Below are 17,300 nucleotides of genomic sequence, written 5' to 3'. Positions count from 1 at the left end.
GCCTCGGCCCCAACACGCCGGGCGTCCGCGATCATGTCCGCGAAGCGCCCAGGCGCCGTCTGGAAGCCCCGAAGGGCGGCCACCGCACTGGATGGCCGCCCTTCGGTCCGCTCACGCCTCTTACTGGTTGTACGGACCGTAGTCGTAGTCCTCCAGCGGGACGGCCTGGCCGGAGCCGGTGCCGAACGGCGAGTAGTCGATGTCGTCGTAGCCGACGGCCGAGTACATCGCGGCCTTGGCTTCCTCGGTCGGCTCGACCCGGATGTTGCGGTAGCGGGACAGGCCCGTACCGGCCGGGATGAGCTTACCGATGATGACGTTCTCCTTGAGGCCGATCAGGGAGTCCGACTTGGCGTTGATCGCCGCGTCGGTGAGGACCCTGGTCGTCTCCTGGAAGGACGCCGCCGACAGCCACGACTCGGTGGCCAGCGAGGCCTTGGTGATACCCATCAGCTGCGGACGGCCGGAGGCCGGGTGGCCGCCTTCCGTGACCACACGACGGTTCTCGGTCTCGAACTTCGAGCGCTCCACGAGCTCGCCCGGCAGCAGCTCCGCGTCGCCGGACTCGATGATCGTCACACGGCGCAGCATCTGCCGGATGATGATCTCGATGTGCTTGTCGTGGATCGACACACCCTGCGAGTTGTAGACCTTCTGGACTTCGCCGACCAGGTGGACCTGGACCGCGCGCTGACCGAGGATCCGCAGCACGTCGTGCGGGTTGGTGGCACCCACGGTGAGCTTCTGGCCCACCTCGACGCGGTCGCCCTCGCCCACGAGCAGACGGGCACGCTTGGAGATCGGGAACGGCGTCTCCTCGCTGCCGTCGTCCGGGGTGACGACGAGCTTCTTGGTCTTCTCCGTCTCCTCGATACGGACGCGGCCGGCCGCCTCCGAGATCGGGGCGACACCCTTGGGCGTACGAGCCTCGAAGAGCTCGACGACACGGGGCAGACCCTGGGTGATGTCGTCACCGGCCACACCACCGGTGTGGAAGGTACGCATCGTCAGCTGGGTACCGGGCTCACCGATGGACTGGGCGGCGATGATGCCGACCGCCTCACCGATGTCGACCAGCTTGCCGGTGGCCAGCGAGCGGCCGTAGCAGAAGGCACAGGTGCCGACCGCGGACTCGCAGGTCAGGACCGAGCGGGTCTTGACCTCCTCGACCCCGGCAGCCACGACGGCGTCGATCAGGACATCGCCCAGGTCGACATTTGCCGGCGCGATGACCTTGCCGTCGACGACGACGTCCTCGGCGAGCATCCGCGCGTACACGGACGTCTCGACGTCCTCCGCCTTGCGCAGCACACCGTCGGCGCCGCGCTCGGCGATCCGCAGCTTCAGACCGCGGTCGGTGCCACAGTCCTCCTCGCGGATGATCACGTCCTGCGAGACGTCCACCAGACGACGGGTCAGGTAACCCGAGTCGGCGGTACGCAGGGCGGTGTCGGCCAGACCCTTACGGGCACCGTGCGTGGAGATGAAGTACTCCAGCACGGACAGGCCTTCACGGAAGGACGCCTTGATGGGACGCGGAATCGTCTCGTTCTTGGCGTTGGACACCAGACCACGCATACCGGCGATCTGACGCATCTGCATCATGTTTCCGCGGGCACCCGAGTTGACCATCATGGAGACGGGGTTGGTCTTCGGGAAGTTCGCGTTCATCGCCTCGGCGACCTCGTTGGTCGCCTTGGTCCAGATCGCGATGAGCTCCTGCGTGCGCTCTTCCTTGGTGATCAGACCGCGCTCGTACTGCTTCTGGACCTTCTCGTCCTGCGCCTCGTAACCCTGGACGATCGCCTTCTTCGCGTCGGGCACGACGATGTCGGAGATGGCCACGGTGACACCGGAGCGGGTCGCCCAGAAGAAGCCGGCCGCCTTCAGGTTGTCGAGCGTCGCCGCCACGATGACCTTGGGGTAGCGCTCGGCCAGATCGTTGACGATCTCGGAGAGCTGCTTCTTGCCCACCGAGTAGTCGACGAACGGGTAGTCCTCGGGCAGCAGCTCGTTGAAGAGCGCGCGGCCCAGCGTCGTACGCAGCCGGAACGGGTCGCCCTGCTGCCACTCGACGGCGGTGCCGTCCGTGTCGGACTCGTCGCGGGCCGGCGGGGTCCAGCCGCGCGGCGGGATGGTGCCCACCGGGAAGCGGATGTCGACCTTCGCCTGCAGCGAGAGCTCGCGGTTGTCGAACGCCATGGTCGCCTCGGCGGTGGAGCCGAAGAACCGGCCCTCGCCGATGACCTTGCGCTCTTCCTCGTCCGTGGTGAGGAAGAAGAGACCGAGCACCATGTCCTGGGTCGGCATGGTGACCGGACGGCCGTCGGCCGGCTTGAGGATGTTGTTCGAGGACAGCATCAGGATGCGTGCCTCGGCCTGCGCCTCCGCGGAGAGCGGCAGGTGGACGGCCATCTGGTCACCGTCGAAGTCCGCGTTGAACGCGGTGCAGACGAGCGGGTGGATCTGGATGGCCTTGCCCTCGACCAGCTGCGGCTCGAAGGCCTGGATGCCGAGGCGGTGCAGGGTCGGCGCACGGTTCAGCAGCACCGGGTGCTCGGCGATGACCTCTTCGAGCACGTCGTACACGACCGTGCGGCCGCGCTCGACCATGCGCTTCGCCGACTTGATGTTCTGCGCGTGGTTCAGGTCCACCAGGCGCTTCATCACGAACGGCTTGAAGAGCTCCAGCGCCATGGCCTTCGGCAGACCGCACTGGTGCAGCTTGAGCTGCGGGCCGACGACGATCACGGAACGGGCCGAGTAGTCGACTCGCTTGCCGAGCAGGTTCTGACGGAAACGGCCCTGCTTGCCCTTGAGCATGTCGCTCAGGGACTTCAGCGGGCGGTTACCGGGACCGGTCACCGGGCGACCGCGGCGGCCGTTGTCGAACAGCGCGTCGACGGCCTCCTGCAGCATCCGCTTCTCGTTGTTCACGATGATCTCGGGGGCACCGAGGTCAAGGAGACGCTTGAGGCGGTTGTTGCGGTTGATCACACGGCGGTACAGGTCGTTCAGGTCGGAGGTCGCGAAGCGGCCACCGTCCAGCTGCACCATCGGACGCAGGTCCGGCGGGATCACCGGTACGCAGTCCAGCACCATGCCCTTGGGGCTGTTGCTGGTCTGCAGGAACGCGGAGACGACCTTGAGGCGCTTGAGCGCACGGGTCTTCTTCTGGCCCTTGCCGGTACGGATGATCTCGCGGAGGCGCTCGGCCTCCTCGTTCAGGTCGAAGGACTCCAGGCGCTTCTGCAGCGCCGCGGCACCCATCGAACCGTCGAAGTACGTGCCGAAGCGGTCACGCAGCTCGCGGTAGAGCAGCTCGTCGCCCTCCAGGTCCTGGACCTTGAGGTTCTTGAAGCGGTTCCACACCTCGTCGAGACGGTCGATCTCGCGCTGCGCACGGTCGCGCAGCTGCTTCATCTCGCGCTCGGCGCCTTCGCGCACCTTGCGGCGCACGTCGGCCTTGGCGCCCTCGGCCTCCAGCTCGGCCAGGTCGGTCTCGAGCTTCTTGGCGCGGGCTTCGAGGTCGGAGTCGCGACGGTTCTCGACCTGCTGACGCTCGACGGAGACATGCGCCTCCAGCGAGGGCAGGTCGCGCGTACGGCGCTCCTCGTCCACGAACGTGATCATGTACGCGGCGAAGTAGATGACCTTCTCAAGGTCCTTCGGCGCGAGGTCGAGCAGGTATCCGAGGCGCGAAGGGACGCCCTTGAAGTACCAGATGTGAGTGACGGGAGCGGCGAGCTCGATGTGGCCCATCCGCTCACGGCGCACCTTGGCGCGCGTGACTTCCACGCCACAGCGCTCACAGATGATGCCCTTGAAGCGGACACGCTTGTACTTGCCGCAGTAGCACTCCCAGTCCCGGGTCGGACCGAAGATCTTCTCGCAGAAGAGTCCGTCCTTTTCGGGCTTGAGCGTGCGGTAGTTGATGGTCTCCGGCTTCTTCACTTCGCCGTGCGACCAGGTCCGGATGTCGTCCGCGGTGGCAAGGCCGATCCGCAGCTCGTCGAAGAAGTTGACGTCGAGCACTTGTCGTCAATCCCTCTTTCGGGGGTTCGAGCCCCTCGCGTCAGCGAGAAAATGGGGCACTTCAGCAATGGTCTGAACGGGTCCGGGGAGAGCCGGCCGGATACGGGATCCGGCCGGCGAACCCGTCAGACCTCTTCGACGCTGCTCGGCTCTCGCCGGGACAGGTCGATTCCGAGCTCCTCCGCCGCGCGGAAGACATCCTCGTCCGTGTCGCGCATCTCGATGGACATGCCGTCCGAGGACAGCACCTCCACGTTGAGGCAGAGCGACTGCATTTCCTTGATGAGCACCTTGAAGGACTCGGGAATGCCGGGCTCGGGGATGTTCTCGCCCTTGACGATGGCCTCGTAGACCTTCACGCGGCCGGTCACGTCGTCGGACTTGATCGTCAGCAGCTCCTGGAGGGCGTACGCGGCGCCATAAGCCTCCAGCGCCCACACCTCCATCTCACCGAAGCGCTGACCGCCGAACTGGGCCTTACCACCCAGCGGCTGCTGGGTGATCATCGAGTACGGGCCGGTCGAGCGGGCGTGCAGCTTGTCGTCGACCAGGTGGTGGAGCTTGAGGATGTACATGTACCCGACCGAGATCGGGTCCGGGAACGGCTCACCGGAGCGGCCGTCGAACATGTGGGCCTTGCCGGACGGGAGGACCATCCGGTTGCCGTCGCGGTTCGGGATCGTCGACTCGAAGAGACCGGAGATCTCGTCCTCGCGGGCGCCGTCGAAGACCGGGGTGGCGACGTTGGTGCCGGGGGCGACCTCATCGGCGCCGATGGACTTCAGCCGCTCCATCCACTCCTCGCTGCCCTCGACCTTCCAGCCCTGGCTGGCGAGCCAGCCGAGGTGGATCTCGAGGACCTGTCCCGGGTTCATTCGGGACGGGACACCCAGCGGGTTGAGGATGATGTCGACCGGGGTGCCGTCCTCCAGGAACGGCATGTCCTCGATCGGCAGGATCTTCGAGATGACGCCCTTGTTGCCGTGCCGGCCGGCGAGCTTGTCACCGTCGGTGATCTTGCGCTTCTGCGCGACGTACACGCGAACCAGCTGGTTCACGCCCGGCGGCAGCTCGTCGCCCTCCTCGCGGTCGAAGACACGCACACCGATGACCTTGCCGGTCTCGCCGTGCGGCACCTTCAGCGAGGTGTCACGGACCTCACGGGCCTTCTCACCGAAGATCGCGCGGAGCAGCCGCTCCTCCGGGGTCAGCTCGGTCTCACCCTTGGGCGTGACCTTGCCGACCAGGATGTCTCCGGCGACGACCTCGGCACCGATACGGATGATGCCGCGCTCGTCGAGGTCCGCGAGGACCTCCTCGGAGACGTTCGGGATGTCCCGGGTGATCTCCTCGGGGCCGAGCTTGGTGTCACGGGCGTCGACCTCGTGCTCCTCGATGTGGATCGAGGAGAGGACGTCGTCCTGCACCAGCCGCTGGCTGAGGATGATCGCGTCTTCGTAGTTGTGGCCCTCCCACGGCATGAACGCCACGAGGAGGTTCTTGCCGAGCGCCATCTCGCCCTGCTGGGTGGCCGGACCGTCGGCGAGAACCTGGTTCTCGACGACCCGGTCGCCCTCGTCCACGACAACCTTCTGGTTGACCGAGGTGCCCTGGTTCGAGCGGGAGAACTTGGCGATGCGGTACGTGGTGTACGTGCCGTCGTCGTTGGCGACGGTGATGTAGTCCGCGGATACCTCCTGGACCACACCTTCCTTCTCCGCCTTGATGACGTCACCGGCGTCGACCGCGCAGCGGTACTCCATGCCGGTGCCGACCAGCGGCGCCTCGGACGTGATCAGAGGCACGGCCTGACGCATCATGTTCGCGCCCATGAGGGCACGGTTGGCGTCGTCGTGCTCCAGGAACGGGATCATGGCGGTCGCGACCGACACCATCTGGCGCGGCGAGACATCCATGTAGTCGACGTCCGTGCCGGGCACGTAGTCGACCTCTCCGCCACGGCGGCGGACCAGGACGCGGGGCTCGGTGAAGCGCAGCTCGTCGGAGAGCGTCGCGTTCGCCTGAGCGATGACGAACCTGTCCTCCTCGTCGGCGGTCAGGTAGTCGACCTCGTCGGTGACCTGGCCGTCGGTGACCTTGCGGTACGGAGTCTCGACGAACCCGAACGCGTTGACCCGGCCGTACGAGGCGAGCGAGCCGATCAGACCGATGTTCGGGCCTTCGGGGGTCTCGATCGGGCACATGCGGCCGTAGTGCGACGGGTGCACGTCACGGACTTCGAAGCCGGCCCGCTCACGGGACAGACCACCCGGACCAAGCGCCGACAGACGGCGCTTGTGGGTCAGACCCGACAGCGGGTTGTTCTGGTCCATGAACTGGGACAGCTGGCTGGTGCCGAAGAACTCCTTGATGGAGGCGACGACCGGCCGGATGTTGATCAGGGTCTGCGGCGTGATCGCCTCGACGTCCTGGGTCGTCATGCGCTCACGCACGACGCGCTCCATCCTCGCCAGACCCGTACGGACCTGGTTCTGGATGAGCTCGCCGACGTTACGCAGACGACGGTTGCCGAAGTGGTCGATGTCGTCGGTCTCGACGACGATCTGGGTGCCGCTCTCGCCGACCGTCTCGGTCTCACCGGCGTGCAGCTTGACCAGGTACTTGATGGTCGCGATGACATCGTCGGTGGTGAGCACGCCGGCGTCCAGCGGCTCGTCCGCGCCGAGCTTCTTGTTCACCTTGTAGCGGCCGACCTTGGCGAGGTCGTAGCGCTTCGGGTTGAAGTAGAGGTTCTCGAGCAGCGTCTGAGCGGCCTCGCGCGTCGGGGGCTCGCCCGGACGCAGCTTGCGGTAGATGTCGAGCAGCGCGTCGTCCTGGCCCTGGGTGTGGTCCTTCTCCAGGGTGGCGCGCATGGACTCGTACTCGCCGAACTCCTCCAGGATCTGCTCGGTCGTCCAGCCGAGAGCCTTGAGAAGGACGGTCACGGACTGCTTGCGCTTGCGGTCGATGCGGACACCGACCATGTCGCGCTTGTCGATCTCCATCTCCAGCCAGGCACCCCGGGAGGGGATGATCTTGGCGGAGAAGATGTCCTTGTCGGACGTCTTGTCGATGGAGGAGTCGAAGTAGACACCCGGCGAGCGGACCAGCTGGGACACCACGACACGCTCGGTGCCGTTGATGACGAAGGTGCCCTTGTTGGTCATGAGCGGGAAATCGCCCATGAAGACCGTCTGGGACTTGATCTCGCCGGTCTCGTTGTTGGTGAACTCGGCGGTGACGAAGAGCGGGGCGGCGAACGTGAAGTCGCGCTCCTTGCACTCGTCGATCGAGTTCTTGGAGGGCTCGAAGCGGTGGTCGCGGAAGGTCAGCGACATCGACCCGGAGAAGTCCTCGATCGGCGAGATCTCCTCGAAGATCTCTTCCAGACCGGACTTCCTGGGGACGTCCTGCCCGTTCTCGAGAGCCGCCTCGACACGAGCCTTCCAAGCGGCGTTGCCGAGCAGCCAGTCAAAGCTCTCGGTCTGCAGCGCCAGGAGGTTCGGAACCTCGAGGGGCTCCTTGATCTTTGCAAAGGAGATGCGCAGCGGGGCGGTGCTGGCGCCGTTGTTCGTATTCGCGGTCGAGGCGTTGCGCGAGGCGGCCAAGAGGGGGTCCTTCCGAGGGCTCGGACTCACTACGCGCGTACCGGTCCCAAGCGGGGCACGGAGAGGGAAAGCCCACTTCAGGGCCGTTCAATCACCGATGCTCATGCGAGGGGGTGCCCCTGGTGACGGGCAGGGAGCAGCTAACAGGCAGCGCAAAGGGTCAGTGTAGCCACTTGGCACACTGATGTCCAGAGCCGGTTTTCCGACACCCTCGTTGTTCTCAACACCTTTGTCTCAACTGCGGCAAGCCTCGCGCCAGTAGGCGCACATCGATACTGCCCTCTTCGCCGTCGATCCATGCCTCGGATACGGATCGATTGTGACGACGCGTCCTGAGAATTGCGCGCTCCGTGCGGTTCGTCAAGGCCCCCAGCCCTCGGGGGCGTCTTACGGATCGTCACTGGGCGTACGGAAGGCACGGCGATGATCACGATACTCGCCGGGAGCCGAAGATCAAGGCACCCCCCACGGGAGCGCGGAAGGGCGACCACCCGACTGGGTGATCGCCCTTCGTGTCAACGCTGCGCCTCGCGGCGCCGAGACTGCCTCCGTACGCCTAGCGGCGCGCGGTGGCGGACTCGCGCAAGGTCACTTGACCTCGACGGAGGCGCCGGCGCCCTTGAGGGACTCGGCGGCCTTCTCGGCCTGCTCCTTGGCGACCTTCTCGAGAACGGGCTTCGGGGCGCCGTCCACGAGGTCCTTGGCCTCCTTGAGGCCCAGGGAGGTCAGCTCACGCACGACCTTGATGACCTGGATCTTCTTCTCGCCGGCACCCGTGAGGATGACGTCGAACTCGTCCTGCTCCTCGACGGCCTCGGCGACGGCACCGGCGCCACCACCGGCGACAGCGGCGGCAACGGGGGCCGCGGCGGTGACGTCGAACTTCTCCTCGAAGGCCTTCACGAACTCGGAGAGCTCGATGAGGGTCATCTCTTCGAACTGCGCGAGCAGGTCGTCCTGGCTGAGCTTCGCCATGATGGCGGTCCTTCCACTAATTCGGCTGGTGCCGTATGTACAGAGTTCCGCGGGCGTGCGCCTAACGGCATTACTGCGTAGACCGGCCCGCTTCGACCGAGCGAGCGTGATTACTCGGAGTCGGCCTCGACGGGAGCCGGCGTACCGGCACCGTCCTGCTCTTCCTTCTTGGCACGAAGCGCTTCCGCGGTGCGGACGAACTTCGACGGAAGCGCCTGGAAGAGCGCGGCAGCCTGAGACTGCTTGCCCTTCATGGCACCGGCCAGCTTGGAGAGCAGAACCTCGCGGGACTCGAGGTCCGCAAGCTTCTTGATCTCATCGGCGCTCAGCGCCTTACCGTCAAGGACACCGCCCTTGATGATGAGATTGGGGTTGTCCTTGGCGAAGTCACGAAGACCCTTCGCCGACACCACCGGGTCACCGGTGACGAAGGCAACCGCTGTCGGACCCGCGAACAGGTCGTCCAGCGTGTTGATCCCGGCCTCGTTGGCCGCAATCTTGGTCAGCGTGTTCTTCACCACGGCGTACTGGGCGTTCTCACCGAGAGAACGGCGCAGCTCCTTGAGCTGCGCCACGGTGAGACCCCGGTACTCGGTCAGCACGGCGGCGTTCGAGCTGCGGAACTTGTCCGTCAGCTCGGCTACCGCGGCAGCCTTGTCGGGCCTTGCCATGAGCGTCGGCCTCCTTCCGGGTGATGAGGACCGCTCAGAAGGGGCTGGGCAAAACGAAACGCCCCGGCGCAGGCGCACGGGGCGTAGCTCGACCGAATGGAATCCGGGAGCTGTCCACAGTCACCTGCGCAGGTCGTCCGCAGCTAGCGGATCCTTCGGCCACCGCACCCTCTTACGAGCACACGGCAACGACCAGCGGTCTTTGGCTTCTGGGGAAGACTACGTCAACCGGTCTCCGGCAGGCAAATCCGGCGCCGGAGACCGGCGGGGCCGGAGCGGTGGGGCGAGAGCGGCGGGGCGGAGATCAGCTCCCGCTGCCGGAGCTTCCGGAACCCGCACCCAGCTCGCTCAGCATCTTGAAGAGATCGATCGTTTCATCGGCCGGCGGGGCCTTGACCTGGGACTTCGCTCCGTAGTCGGAGTAGTTCGCGGTGATCTTGATCGCGCCCTCGGCGGTGTCCATGGCGACGTCCATCTTCACCGGGTAGTCGTCCTCGTTGACCCAGACCTCGGTCTCGTAGGCCTTCATGCCCGACTTCTTCATCGTGTCGAGGAGGTCCTTGCGCTCCTTGTCGCTGAGGACGTCGAGCGAGGCGTTGGACTTCATCATCTCGTCGACCGTGAGCGTGCCCTTGTAGTGCTCGGCCTGGACGCCGTCGACCTTCTCGGTGCCGAGGTGCTTCAGGTTCGGCGAGTCGAGCAGCAGGGCGAGCTGCTGGGCCGGGTCCTGGTTCATGTTCTCCAGGCCGCCGGTCAGCGCTTTGCTCGCCGCCTTCTCTCCGGAGGCCTCGGCCGCGGCGGCGAGGTCGAGCTTCATCCAGCGCTTGCCGTCCATTTCCTTGACGGCGGTCGGGCTGCCGCCCATGTCCATGTACATGGCGTTGTCGAGCCACACCATGCGGATCTTGTCCGGTGCGCCCGGCTCGTCGCCCATCGCCGATCCGGTCACGGTCATGTCCATCACCGTGGGATCCCAGCCCATGACGCCGGACATCTCCATGTCGCCGCCGGCGCCCGCCGAGACCGGCATCGACATCGTCATCCGGACCTTGGCGGACTTCGCCGCCGCCGTCTTCTTGTAGGCCGCGGTGATGACCTCCGTGGCCCCGGGCCGGGACGCCGTCTTCGCCGGAGCCCCGCCCTCGGCCCCGTCCTTCGTGCCACCGTCGCTCTGACAGCCCGCGACACCGGCTATGACGGCCACAGCGGTCAGCGCGACGCCCCCGCGCCTCCAAACGGACATGCTCATTCCCACCCCTTGATCGTGAATCAACTCCCCCGCACCGTAACGCACGGCTCTGACAGTCCCCACGGAAAAAGCCAGTCCCCGCACCTCCGGAGAGGTGCGGGGACCGGCTTTCGTACGCGTGACCCGCGACTGCCGTCAGTGTCAGACGGCGGCCGGGTCCTCCTCGACGAGGAGGTTGCGGGTGCGGTTGGCGTCCAGCGGGATGCCGGGGCCCATCGTCGTGGCCAGGGTCGCCTTCTTGATGTAGCGGCCCTTGGCGGCGGACGGCTTCAGACGGAGGATCTCCTCCAGCGCCGCGGCGTAGTTCTCGACCAGCTTCGTCTCATCGAAGGAGATCTTGCCGATGATGAAGTGCAGGTTCGAGTGCTTGTCGACGCGGAACTCGATCTTGCCGCCCTTGATGTCGTTGACAGCCTTGGTGACATCAGGGGTGACCGTGCCGGTCTTCGGGTTCGGCATCAGACCACGCGGGCCGAGGACGCGGCCGAGGCGGCCGACCTTGCCCATGAGGTCCGGGGTGGCGACGACGGCGTCGAAGTCCAGACGGCCCTTCGAAACCTCGTCGATGAGCTCGTCGGCGCCGACGATGTCGGCGCCCGCGGCACGCGCGGCCTCGGCGCGGTCACCGGTCGCGAAGACCAGGACCCGGGCGGTCTTGCCGGTGCCGTGCGGAAGGTTCACGGTGCCACGGACCATCTGATCGGCCTTGCGCGGGTCGACGCCCAGACGCATGGCCACCTCGACGGTGCCGTCGAACTTGGTGCTGGTGGTGTCCTTGGCGAGACGGACGGCCTCGAGCGGGGCGTAGCTGCGCTCCCGGCTGATCTTGGCGTCCGCGTTGCGGAGAGCCTTACTGCGCTTCACTTCTTCTCCTGGTGTTTCTCAGGTGTGGAGTTCGTGGTCCGGGCCGCGCATGGCCCTGCCACTGGGACTGCTCGAGCTGGGATCAGCCCTCGACCGTGACGCCCATGGAACGGGCGGTACCGGCGATGATCTTCTCGGCGGCGTCGAGGTCGTTGGCGTTCAGGTCGGGCATCTTGGTCGTGGCGATCTCACGCACCTGGTCGCGCGTCAGCTTCGCGACCTTCTTGACGTGCGGCTCGCCGGAGCCCTTGTCCACACCAGCGGCCTTGAGGATCAGCTTGGCGGCGGGCGGAGTCTTGGTGATGAAGGTGAAGGAGCGGTCCTCGTAGACCGTGATCTCCACCGGCACGACCATGCCACGCTGCGACTCGGTCGCGGCGTTGTAGGCCTTGCAGAACTCCATGATGTTGACGCCGTGCTGACCGAGCGCGGGGCCGACCGGCGGAGCCGGGTTGGCCGCGCCGGCCTTGATCTGGAGCTTGATAAGCCCCGTGATCTTCTTCTTCTTGGGAGGCATGTGCTCTCTCCGGGTCCTAGTGAGAGTTTTCAGCCCGCCGTCCGGTCATCCGGATGGAGGCATACCGCACAACGATAACGGGTATAGCCGTACGGCCAAAAACCGACAGGTCAGACAGCTGTGGGAGCCTGTCTGACCTGGTCGGAAGCTGCTGTTCCAGAAGGGCGCTGACGCGCTCAGTTCTTCTGGATCTGGTCGAAGCTCAGCTCGACCGGGGTCTCGCGGCCGAAGATCTCGACCAGGCCCTTGACCTTCTTCGAGTCGGCGTTGATCTCGTTGATGGTCGCCTGGAGCGTGGCGAACGGGCCGTCCGTGACGGTGACCGAGTCGCCGACCTCGAAGTCCAGCACCTGGACCTCGACCTTGCGGGACGGCATCGGCTTGCCCTCGGCCTCCGCGGCCTCGCGGGCGGCCTTCTCCTCGGCCTCCGGAGCGAGCATCTTGACGATCTCGTCCAGGGTCAGCGGGTACGGGTCGTAGGCGTTGCCCACGAAGCCGGTGACGCCAGGAGTGTTGCGGACGACGCCCCAGGACTCGTTCGTCAGATCCATGCGCACCAGGACGTAACCCGGGAGCTTGTTCTGGCGGACGTTCTTACGCTCGCCGTTCTTGATCTGGACGATCTCTTCCTCGGGGACTTCGGCCTGATAGATGAAGTCCTCGACGTTCAGCGAGACGGCGCGCTGCTCCAGGTTCGCCTTCACGCGCTTCTCGTAGCCCGCGTAGGTGTGGATCACGTACCACTCGCCGGGCAGACCGCGCAGCTCGTCACGGAGGGCGGCGACCGGGTCGGCCGGAACATCGGCCACCACGGCGGCCTCGTCCTCGGAGTCCTCGGCTTCGTCCGCGGAGTCCTCTGCGGACTCTGCCGAGTCGTCGTCGGAGTCCTCGGAACCCTCAGCGTCGTCGTCCGTGTCCTCGTCAGCCTCGTCCGTCTCGGACTCTTCGTCCTCGACGTGGACGGCGGCCTCTTCGGCCGGCTCGCCCGCGGCGACATCAGCGGCTTCGGCCTGGTCTGGCTCGACAGCGTCCGCCGCCTCGACGATGTCGGTTTCGTCCGCTACGGACTCCACCGACTCGCTGGCGTCGTTCAGTTTCGGGTCAGACACGGTGGCTGCTTCTTCCTGGCTCAATGGGTGGAACACGCGAAAGGGGCGCCGCGCCGGGCGCCCTTCGCGGGATCAGCCGAAGACGTACTTGATTGCTTGCTGGAAGCCATAGTCAATCACGGTCACCAGACCGATCATGATGACGACGAAGACAATCACCACTGTGGTGTACGTGGTCAGCTGATTGCGAGTCGGCCAGACGACCTTGCGCAGCTCGGCGACGATCTGACGGTAGAAGAGCGCGAGACGGCCCAGGGGGCCCTTCTTGCCACGCTTGCCGCCCTTGCGGGGCCTCTTCGACTCGGCGGACTCGTCGTCGGCATCAGGCTTGTCGATGGAGCCCACGGCGTCCGTCACGCTCTCTCACCTGATTCCCGGTCGTGGCCGTGCCGCGCCCGGGGGAGCCGCACGGCGATGCATTGAATGTACGTACATGCGCACACACCCTGGCGAAGGTGTGTGTAGCAGGGCCGGAGGGACTTGAACCCCCAACCGCTGGTTTTGGAGACCAGTGCTCTACCAATTGAGCTACGACCCTTTGCGTTTTCCCCAACCTACCGCATCCGACCGGGTGCACGGAGTGCGCGGTACGGACCTGGCTGCTGAGGGCCAACGACGAGTGAGTGTACGTGGTCGCGGCCCCTGCGTCGAACAGCTTGCTCCCCTCCGCCCTCCTCTTCTCGTGTTCGTCTCGTGTCCGCGGAGCGAATCCTCGTGTGTCCGCAGAGCGAAACCTGTGTGCCGGGGAGGTTTCGGGTCTGGGACCATGGGCCTCATGAGCGCTGCAATCCCTCCCACCGAGCGCCGGGTCTCCGCCCGCATCGGCGCGATCTCCGAGTCCGCGACCCTCGCTGTGGATGCCAAGGCCAAGGCCCTGAAGGCCGCCGGGCGTCCGGTGATCGGCTTCGGCGCCGGCGAGCCCGACTTCCCGACGCCCGACTACATCGTCGAAGCCGCTGTCGAGGCCTGCCGCAACCCGAAGTACCACCGCTACACGCCGGCCGGCGGACTCCCCGAGCTGAAGGCCGCCATCGTCACGAAGACGCTGCGTGACTCCGGTTACGAGATCGAGCCCTCGCAGGTCCTGGTGACCAACGGTGGCAAGCAGGCGATCTACGAGTCGTTCGCGGCCATCCTCGACCCGGGCGACGAGGTCATCGTCCCGGCTCCCTACTGGACCACGTACCCCGAGTCGATCCGGCTGGCCGGCGGTGTCCCGGTGGAGGTGGTGGCCGACGAGACCACCGGCTACCGGGTCTCCGTCGAGCAGTTGGAGGCGGCCCGCACCGACCGTACGAAGGTCGTGCTCTTCGTCTCGCCGTCCAACCCGACGGGCGCCGTCTACAGCGCGGCCGACACCGAGGCCATCGGCCGCTGGGCCGTCGAGCACGGGCTGTGGGTGATGACGGACGAGATCTACGAGCACCTCGTCTACGGCGACGCCACGTTCACCTCGCTGCCGGCCGTCGTACCGGACCTGCGCGACAAGTGCATCGTCGTCAACGGTGTGGCCAAGACCTATGCGATGACCGGCTGGCGGGTGGGCTGGGTCATCGGCCCCAAGGATGTCGTGAAGGCCGCGACCAACCTCCAGTCGCACGCCACGTCCAATGTCTCCAATGTCGCCCAGGCCGCCGCCATCGCCGCGGTCTCCGGTGACCTGACGGCCGTCGCCGAGATGCGGTCCGCGTTCGACCGCCGCCGCCAGACCATCGTGCGGATGCTGAACGAGATCGAGGGCGTCGTGTGCCCGGAGCCGGAGGGTGCCTTCTACGTGTACCCCTCGGTGAAGAGCCTGCTGGGCAAGGAGATCCGCGGCAAGCGCCCGCAGTCCTCCGTGGAACTGGCCGCGCTGATCCTGGAAGAGTCCGAGGTCGCGGTCGTCCCCGGCGAGGCCTTCGGCACGCCCGGCTATCTGCGGCTGTCGTACGCGCTCGGCGACGAGGACCTGGCCGAGGGCATCGCCCGGATCCAGAAGCTGCTCGCGGAGGCCCGGGACTGACGTTCGGCTCTCAGCGTGAAAACGGGCTCCCGGCCACCGCCGGGGGCCCGTTTCTTCGTTCGGGCAAGATCTCGATCGGGGAAGGGGCTGCCGGGCGGGCGCCTCATGCGGCAGGATCTTCAGATGGAGAGCACCACCCGCCCCCGCGACCTCAGCCTGCTGCCCAAGGCTCATCTGCATCTGCATTTCACCGGCTCGATGCGGCCCACCACCCTGCTCGAACTCGCCGACAAGTACGGCGTTCATCTGCCCGACGCGCTGACCAGCGGCGAACCGCCCAAGCTGCGCGCCACCGATGAGCGCGGCTGGTTCCGCTTCCAGCGGCTGTACGACATCGCCCGGTCCTGTCTGCGCTCGCCGGACGACATCCAGCGGCTGGTGCGCGAGGCCGCCGAGGAGGATGTACGGGACGGCTCGGGCTGGCTGGAGATCCAGGTCGACCCCACGTCGTACGCCCCCACGCTCGGCGGGCTGATCCCCGCCCTGGAGATCATCCTGGACGCCGTGGACGCGGCCTCCAGGGAGACCGGTCTCGGGATGCGCGTGGTGGTCGCGGCGAACCGTATGAAACATCCGCTGGAGGCCAGGACGCTGGCGAGGCTCGCCGTGCGGTACGCGGACCGGGGCGTCGTCGGCTTCGGGCTCTCCAACGACGAGCGCCGCGGCATGGCCAGGGACTTCGACCGGGCGTTCGCGATTGCCAGGGACGGCGGGCTGCTGGCGGCTCCGCACGGCGGGGAGCTGACCGGGCCCGCGTCCGTACGGGACTGTCTGGACGATCTGCGCGCCGCCAGGATCGGGCACGGCGTCCGGGCGGCGGAGGACCCACGGCTGCTGCGCAAGCTCGCGGAGCGCGGGGTGACCTGCGAGGTCTGCCCGGCCTCGAATGTCGCGCTGGGCGTCTACGAGAAGCCGGAGGACGTACCGCTGCGGACGCTGTTCGACGCGGGGGTTCCGATGGCACTGGGCGCGGACGACCCGCTGCTGTTCGGCTCACGGCTGGCCGCGCAGTACGAACTGGCCCGCGAGCAGGGCTTCGACGACTCCGAACTGGCCGAGCTGGCCCGCCAGTCGGTACGGGCCTCGGCGGCGGACGCGCCCGTGCGGGACAAGCTGCTGGCGGGGATCGACGCCTGGCTCGCGGACTGAACGCCTCGCGCGGTCCGGCGGATATTCGCCGGACAGGACCTAAAGGCTGACGCCGACCGTCACGGGCTCGTTGACGAGGGTGATCCCGAAGGCATCGCGTACCCCCGCGACCACGTCGCGCGCCAGTGCGAGCAGATCCTCGGTGGTCGCCGCGCCCCGGTTGGTGAGCGCGAGGGTGTGCTTGGTGGAGATACGGGCCGGGCCCGTGCCGTATCCCTTGGTGAAGCCCGCCCTGTCGATCAGCCAGGCCGCGGAGGTCTTCGTGTGCCCCTCCCCCGCCGGGAAGGCGGGCGGTGCCACGTCGTCGCCGAGGCGGGCCCGCGCGCGCGTGAGGAAATCCGCGTACTGCTGTTCGGTCAGGATCGGGTTGGTGAAGAAGGAGCCGGCGGACCAGGTGTCGTGGTCCTCGGGGTCCAGCACCATGCCCTTGCCCGCCCGCAGCTTGAGAACGGTGTCCCGGGCGGTTTCCGCCGGGACACGGTCACCCGGCTCGACGCCGAGGACCCGTGCCGTCTCGGCGTACTTGAGGGGGGCGGAGAGCCCGCCCGCGTCCTCCAGCTCGAAGCGGACGCGCAGCACGACCCAGCGCTCGGGGTGCTGCTTGAAGCGGCTGTGCCGGTACGAGAAGGCGCAGTCGGCGTTGGCGAGGGTCACGGTCTCATGGGTGGAGCGGTCGTAGGCGACGACCTCCGTGATGGTGCTGGACACCTCCTGGCCGTACGCGCCGACGTTCTGGATCGGGGTGGCGCCGGCCGAGCCGGGGATACCGGCGAGGCATTCGACGCCCGCGAGTCCCGCCTCGACGGTGCGGGCGACGGCGTCGGTCCAGATCTCGCCCGCGGCCAGTTCCAGCGCGGTGCCGTCGAGCGCGAAGCCCTGGGTCGCGATGCGCAGCGCGGTGCCGGCGAAGCCGCGGTCACCGATGACCAGATTGCTGCCGCCGCCGATGATCAGGAGCGGAGTGCCGGCGGCGTCCGCCTCGCGTACGGCGGCGATCACCTCCTCGTCGGTGGTGGCCGTGACGAGGCGGGTCGCCGGGCCGCCGAGGCGGAAGGTGGTCAGGGGGGCGAGGGGGGCGTCGTGGAGTTCCTGCACGGGGACAAGAGTACGGTCCGCGGCGC

At 67.1% G+C, this 17,300-nt stretch carries 12 protein-coding genes and 1 tRNA gene; 2 read left to right on the top strand and 11 right to left on the bottom strand.

The window, feature by feature from the left end; all coding sequences use genetic code 11:
- Positions 1-120: 120 nt before the first annotated feature.
- The 10 genes from ACZ6MZ_RS20250 to ACZ6MZ_RS20205 form a co-directional block, all read right to left on the bottom strand.
- Positions 121-4,035, bottom strand: coding sequence for a DNA-directed RNA polymerase subunit beta' (locus ACZ6MZ_RS20250; RefSeq protein ID WP_384190635.1), 3,915 nt, complete (start codon positions 4,033-4,035; stop codon positions 121-123).
- Between the two features lie 125 nt (positions 4,036-4,160).
- Complete coding sequence (gene rpoB, locus ACZ6MZ_RS20245; protein ID WP_469353374.1) at positions 4,161-7,643, bottom strand: DNA-directed RNA polymerase subunit beta; 3,483 nt, start codon at positions 7,641-7,643, stop codon at positions 4,161-4,163.
- Between the two features lie 588 nt (positions 7,644-8,231).
- Positions 8,232-8,618, bottom strand: a complete 387-nt coding sequence (gene rplL, locus ACZ6MZ_RS20240) for a 50S ribosomal protein L7/L12 (protein WP_384190641.1) — start codon at positions 8,616-8,618, stop codon at positions 8,232-8,234.
- 110 nt (positions 8,619-8,728) lie between these two features.
- Entirely contained in the window at positions 8,729-9,289 is a 561-nt protein-coding gene (gene rplJ, locus ACZ6MZ_RS20235) for a 50S ribosomal protein L10 (RefSeq protein WP_384190643.1), read from the bottom strand.
- Positions 9,290-9,593: 304 nt separating this feature from the next.
- Complete coding sequence (locus ACZ6MZ_RS20230; protein WP_469353372.1) at positions 9,594-10,538, bottom strand: SCO4651 family lipoprotein; 945 nt, start codon at positions 10,536-10,538, stop codon at positions 9,594-9,596.
- Between the two features lie 141 nt (positions 10,539-10,679).
- On the bottom strand, positions 10,680-11,402 hold the full coding sequence (gene rplA, locus ACZ6MZ_RS20225; RefSeq protein ID WP_384190649.1) for a 50S ribosomal protein L1: 723 nt from the start codon (positions 11,400-11,402) through the stop codon (positions 10,680-10,682).
- 82 nt (positions 11,403-11,484) lie between these two features.
- Positions 11,485-11,919 carry a 50S ribosomal protein L11 gene (gene rplK, locus ACZ6MZ_RS20220; RefSeq protein WP_329067335.1) on the bottom strand — a complete coding sequence of 145 codons (435 nt, stop codon included), beginning with the start codon at positions 11,917-11,919 and terminating at the stop codon, positions 11,485-11,487.
- 176 nt (positions 11,920-12,095) lie between these two features.
- Positions 12,096-13,028, bottom strand: a complete 933-nt coding sequence (gene nusG, locus ACZ6MZ_RS20215; protein WP_469353370.1) for a transcription termination/antitermination protein NusG — start codon at positions 13,026-13,028, stop codon at positions 12,096-12,098.
- 72 nt (positions 13,029-13,100) lie between these two features.
- Positions 13,101-13,385 carry a preprotein translocase subunit SecE gene (secE, locus tag ACZ6MZ_RS20210; protein ID WP_384190655.1) on the bottom strand — a complete coding sequence of 95 codons (285 nt, stop codon included), beginning with the start codon at positions 13,383-13,385 and terminating at the stop codon, positions 13,101-13,103.
- Positions 13,386-13,493: 108 nt separating this feature from the next.
- Positions 13,494-13,566 (bottom strand) — tRNA-Trp (locus ACZ6MZ_RS20205).
- 237 nt (positions 13,567-13,803) lie between these two features.
- On the opposite strand from ACZ6MZ_RS20205, the gene ACZ6MZ_RS20200 reads away from it, so the two are divergent.
- Positions 13,804-15,030 (top strand): pyridoxal phosphate-dependent aminotransferase, encoded by a 1,227-nt coding sequence (locus ACZ6MZ_RS20200; RefSeq protein ID WP_469353368.1) that lies wholly within the window; start codon positions 13,804-13,806, stop codon positions 15,028-15,030.
- 105 nt (positions 15,031-15,135) lie between these two features.
- Positions 15,136-16,179 carry an adenosine deaminase gene (locus ACZ6MZ_RS20195; RefSeq protein ID WP_389788487.1) on the top strand — a complete coding sequence of 348 codons (1,044 nt, stop codon included), beginning with the start codon at positions 15,136-15,138 and terminating at the stop codon, positions 16,177-16,179.
- Positions 16,180-16,218: 39 nt separating this feature from the next.
- Here ACZ6MZ_RS20195 and ACZ6MZ_RS20190 read toward each other — a convergent pair whose 3' ends face one another.
- Complete coding sequence (locus tag ACZ6MZ_RS20190; RefSeq protein WP_469353367.1) at positions 16,219-17,274, bottom strand: UDP-N-acetylmuramate dehydrogenase; 1,056 nt, start codon at positions 17,272-17,274, stop codon at positions 16,219-16,221.
- Positions 17,275-17,300 lie beyond the last annotated feature (26 nt).

It is taken from the genome of Streptomyces sp. NPDC042201 (genome assembly GCF_055582185.1).
Note: the sequence above shows the minus strand (reverse complement) of the source record. Positions and strands in the feature narration are given on the sequence as shown.

Coding starts and splice junctions, on each gene's coding strand:
- rplL (WP_384190641.1), bottom strand. CDS start 8,618: ATGGCGAAGCTCAGCCAGGACGACCTGCTCGCGCAGTTCGAAGAGATG.
- rplJ (WP_384190643.1), bottom strand. CDS start 9,289: ATGGCAAGGCCCGACAAGGCTGCCGCGGTAGCCGAGCTGACGGACAAG.
- ACZ6MZ_RS20230 (WP_469353372.1), bottom strand. CDS start 10,538: ATGAGCATGTCCGTTTGGAGGCGCGGGGGCGTCGCGCTGACCGCTGTG.
- rplK (WP_329067335.1), bottom strand. CDS start 11,919: ATGCCTCCCAAGAAGAAGAAGATCACGGGGCTTATCAAGCTCCAGATC.
- ACZ6MZ_RS20200 (WP_469353368.1), top strand. CDS start 13,804: ATGAGCGCTGCAATCCCTCCCACCGAGCGCCGGGTCTCCGCCCGCATC.
- ACZ6MZ_RS20195 (WP_389788487.1), top strand. CDS start 15,136: ATGCGGCAGGATCTTCAGATGGAGAGCACCACCCGCCCCCGCGACCTC.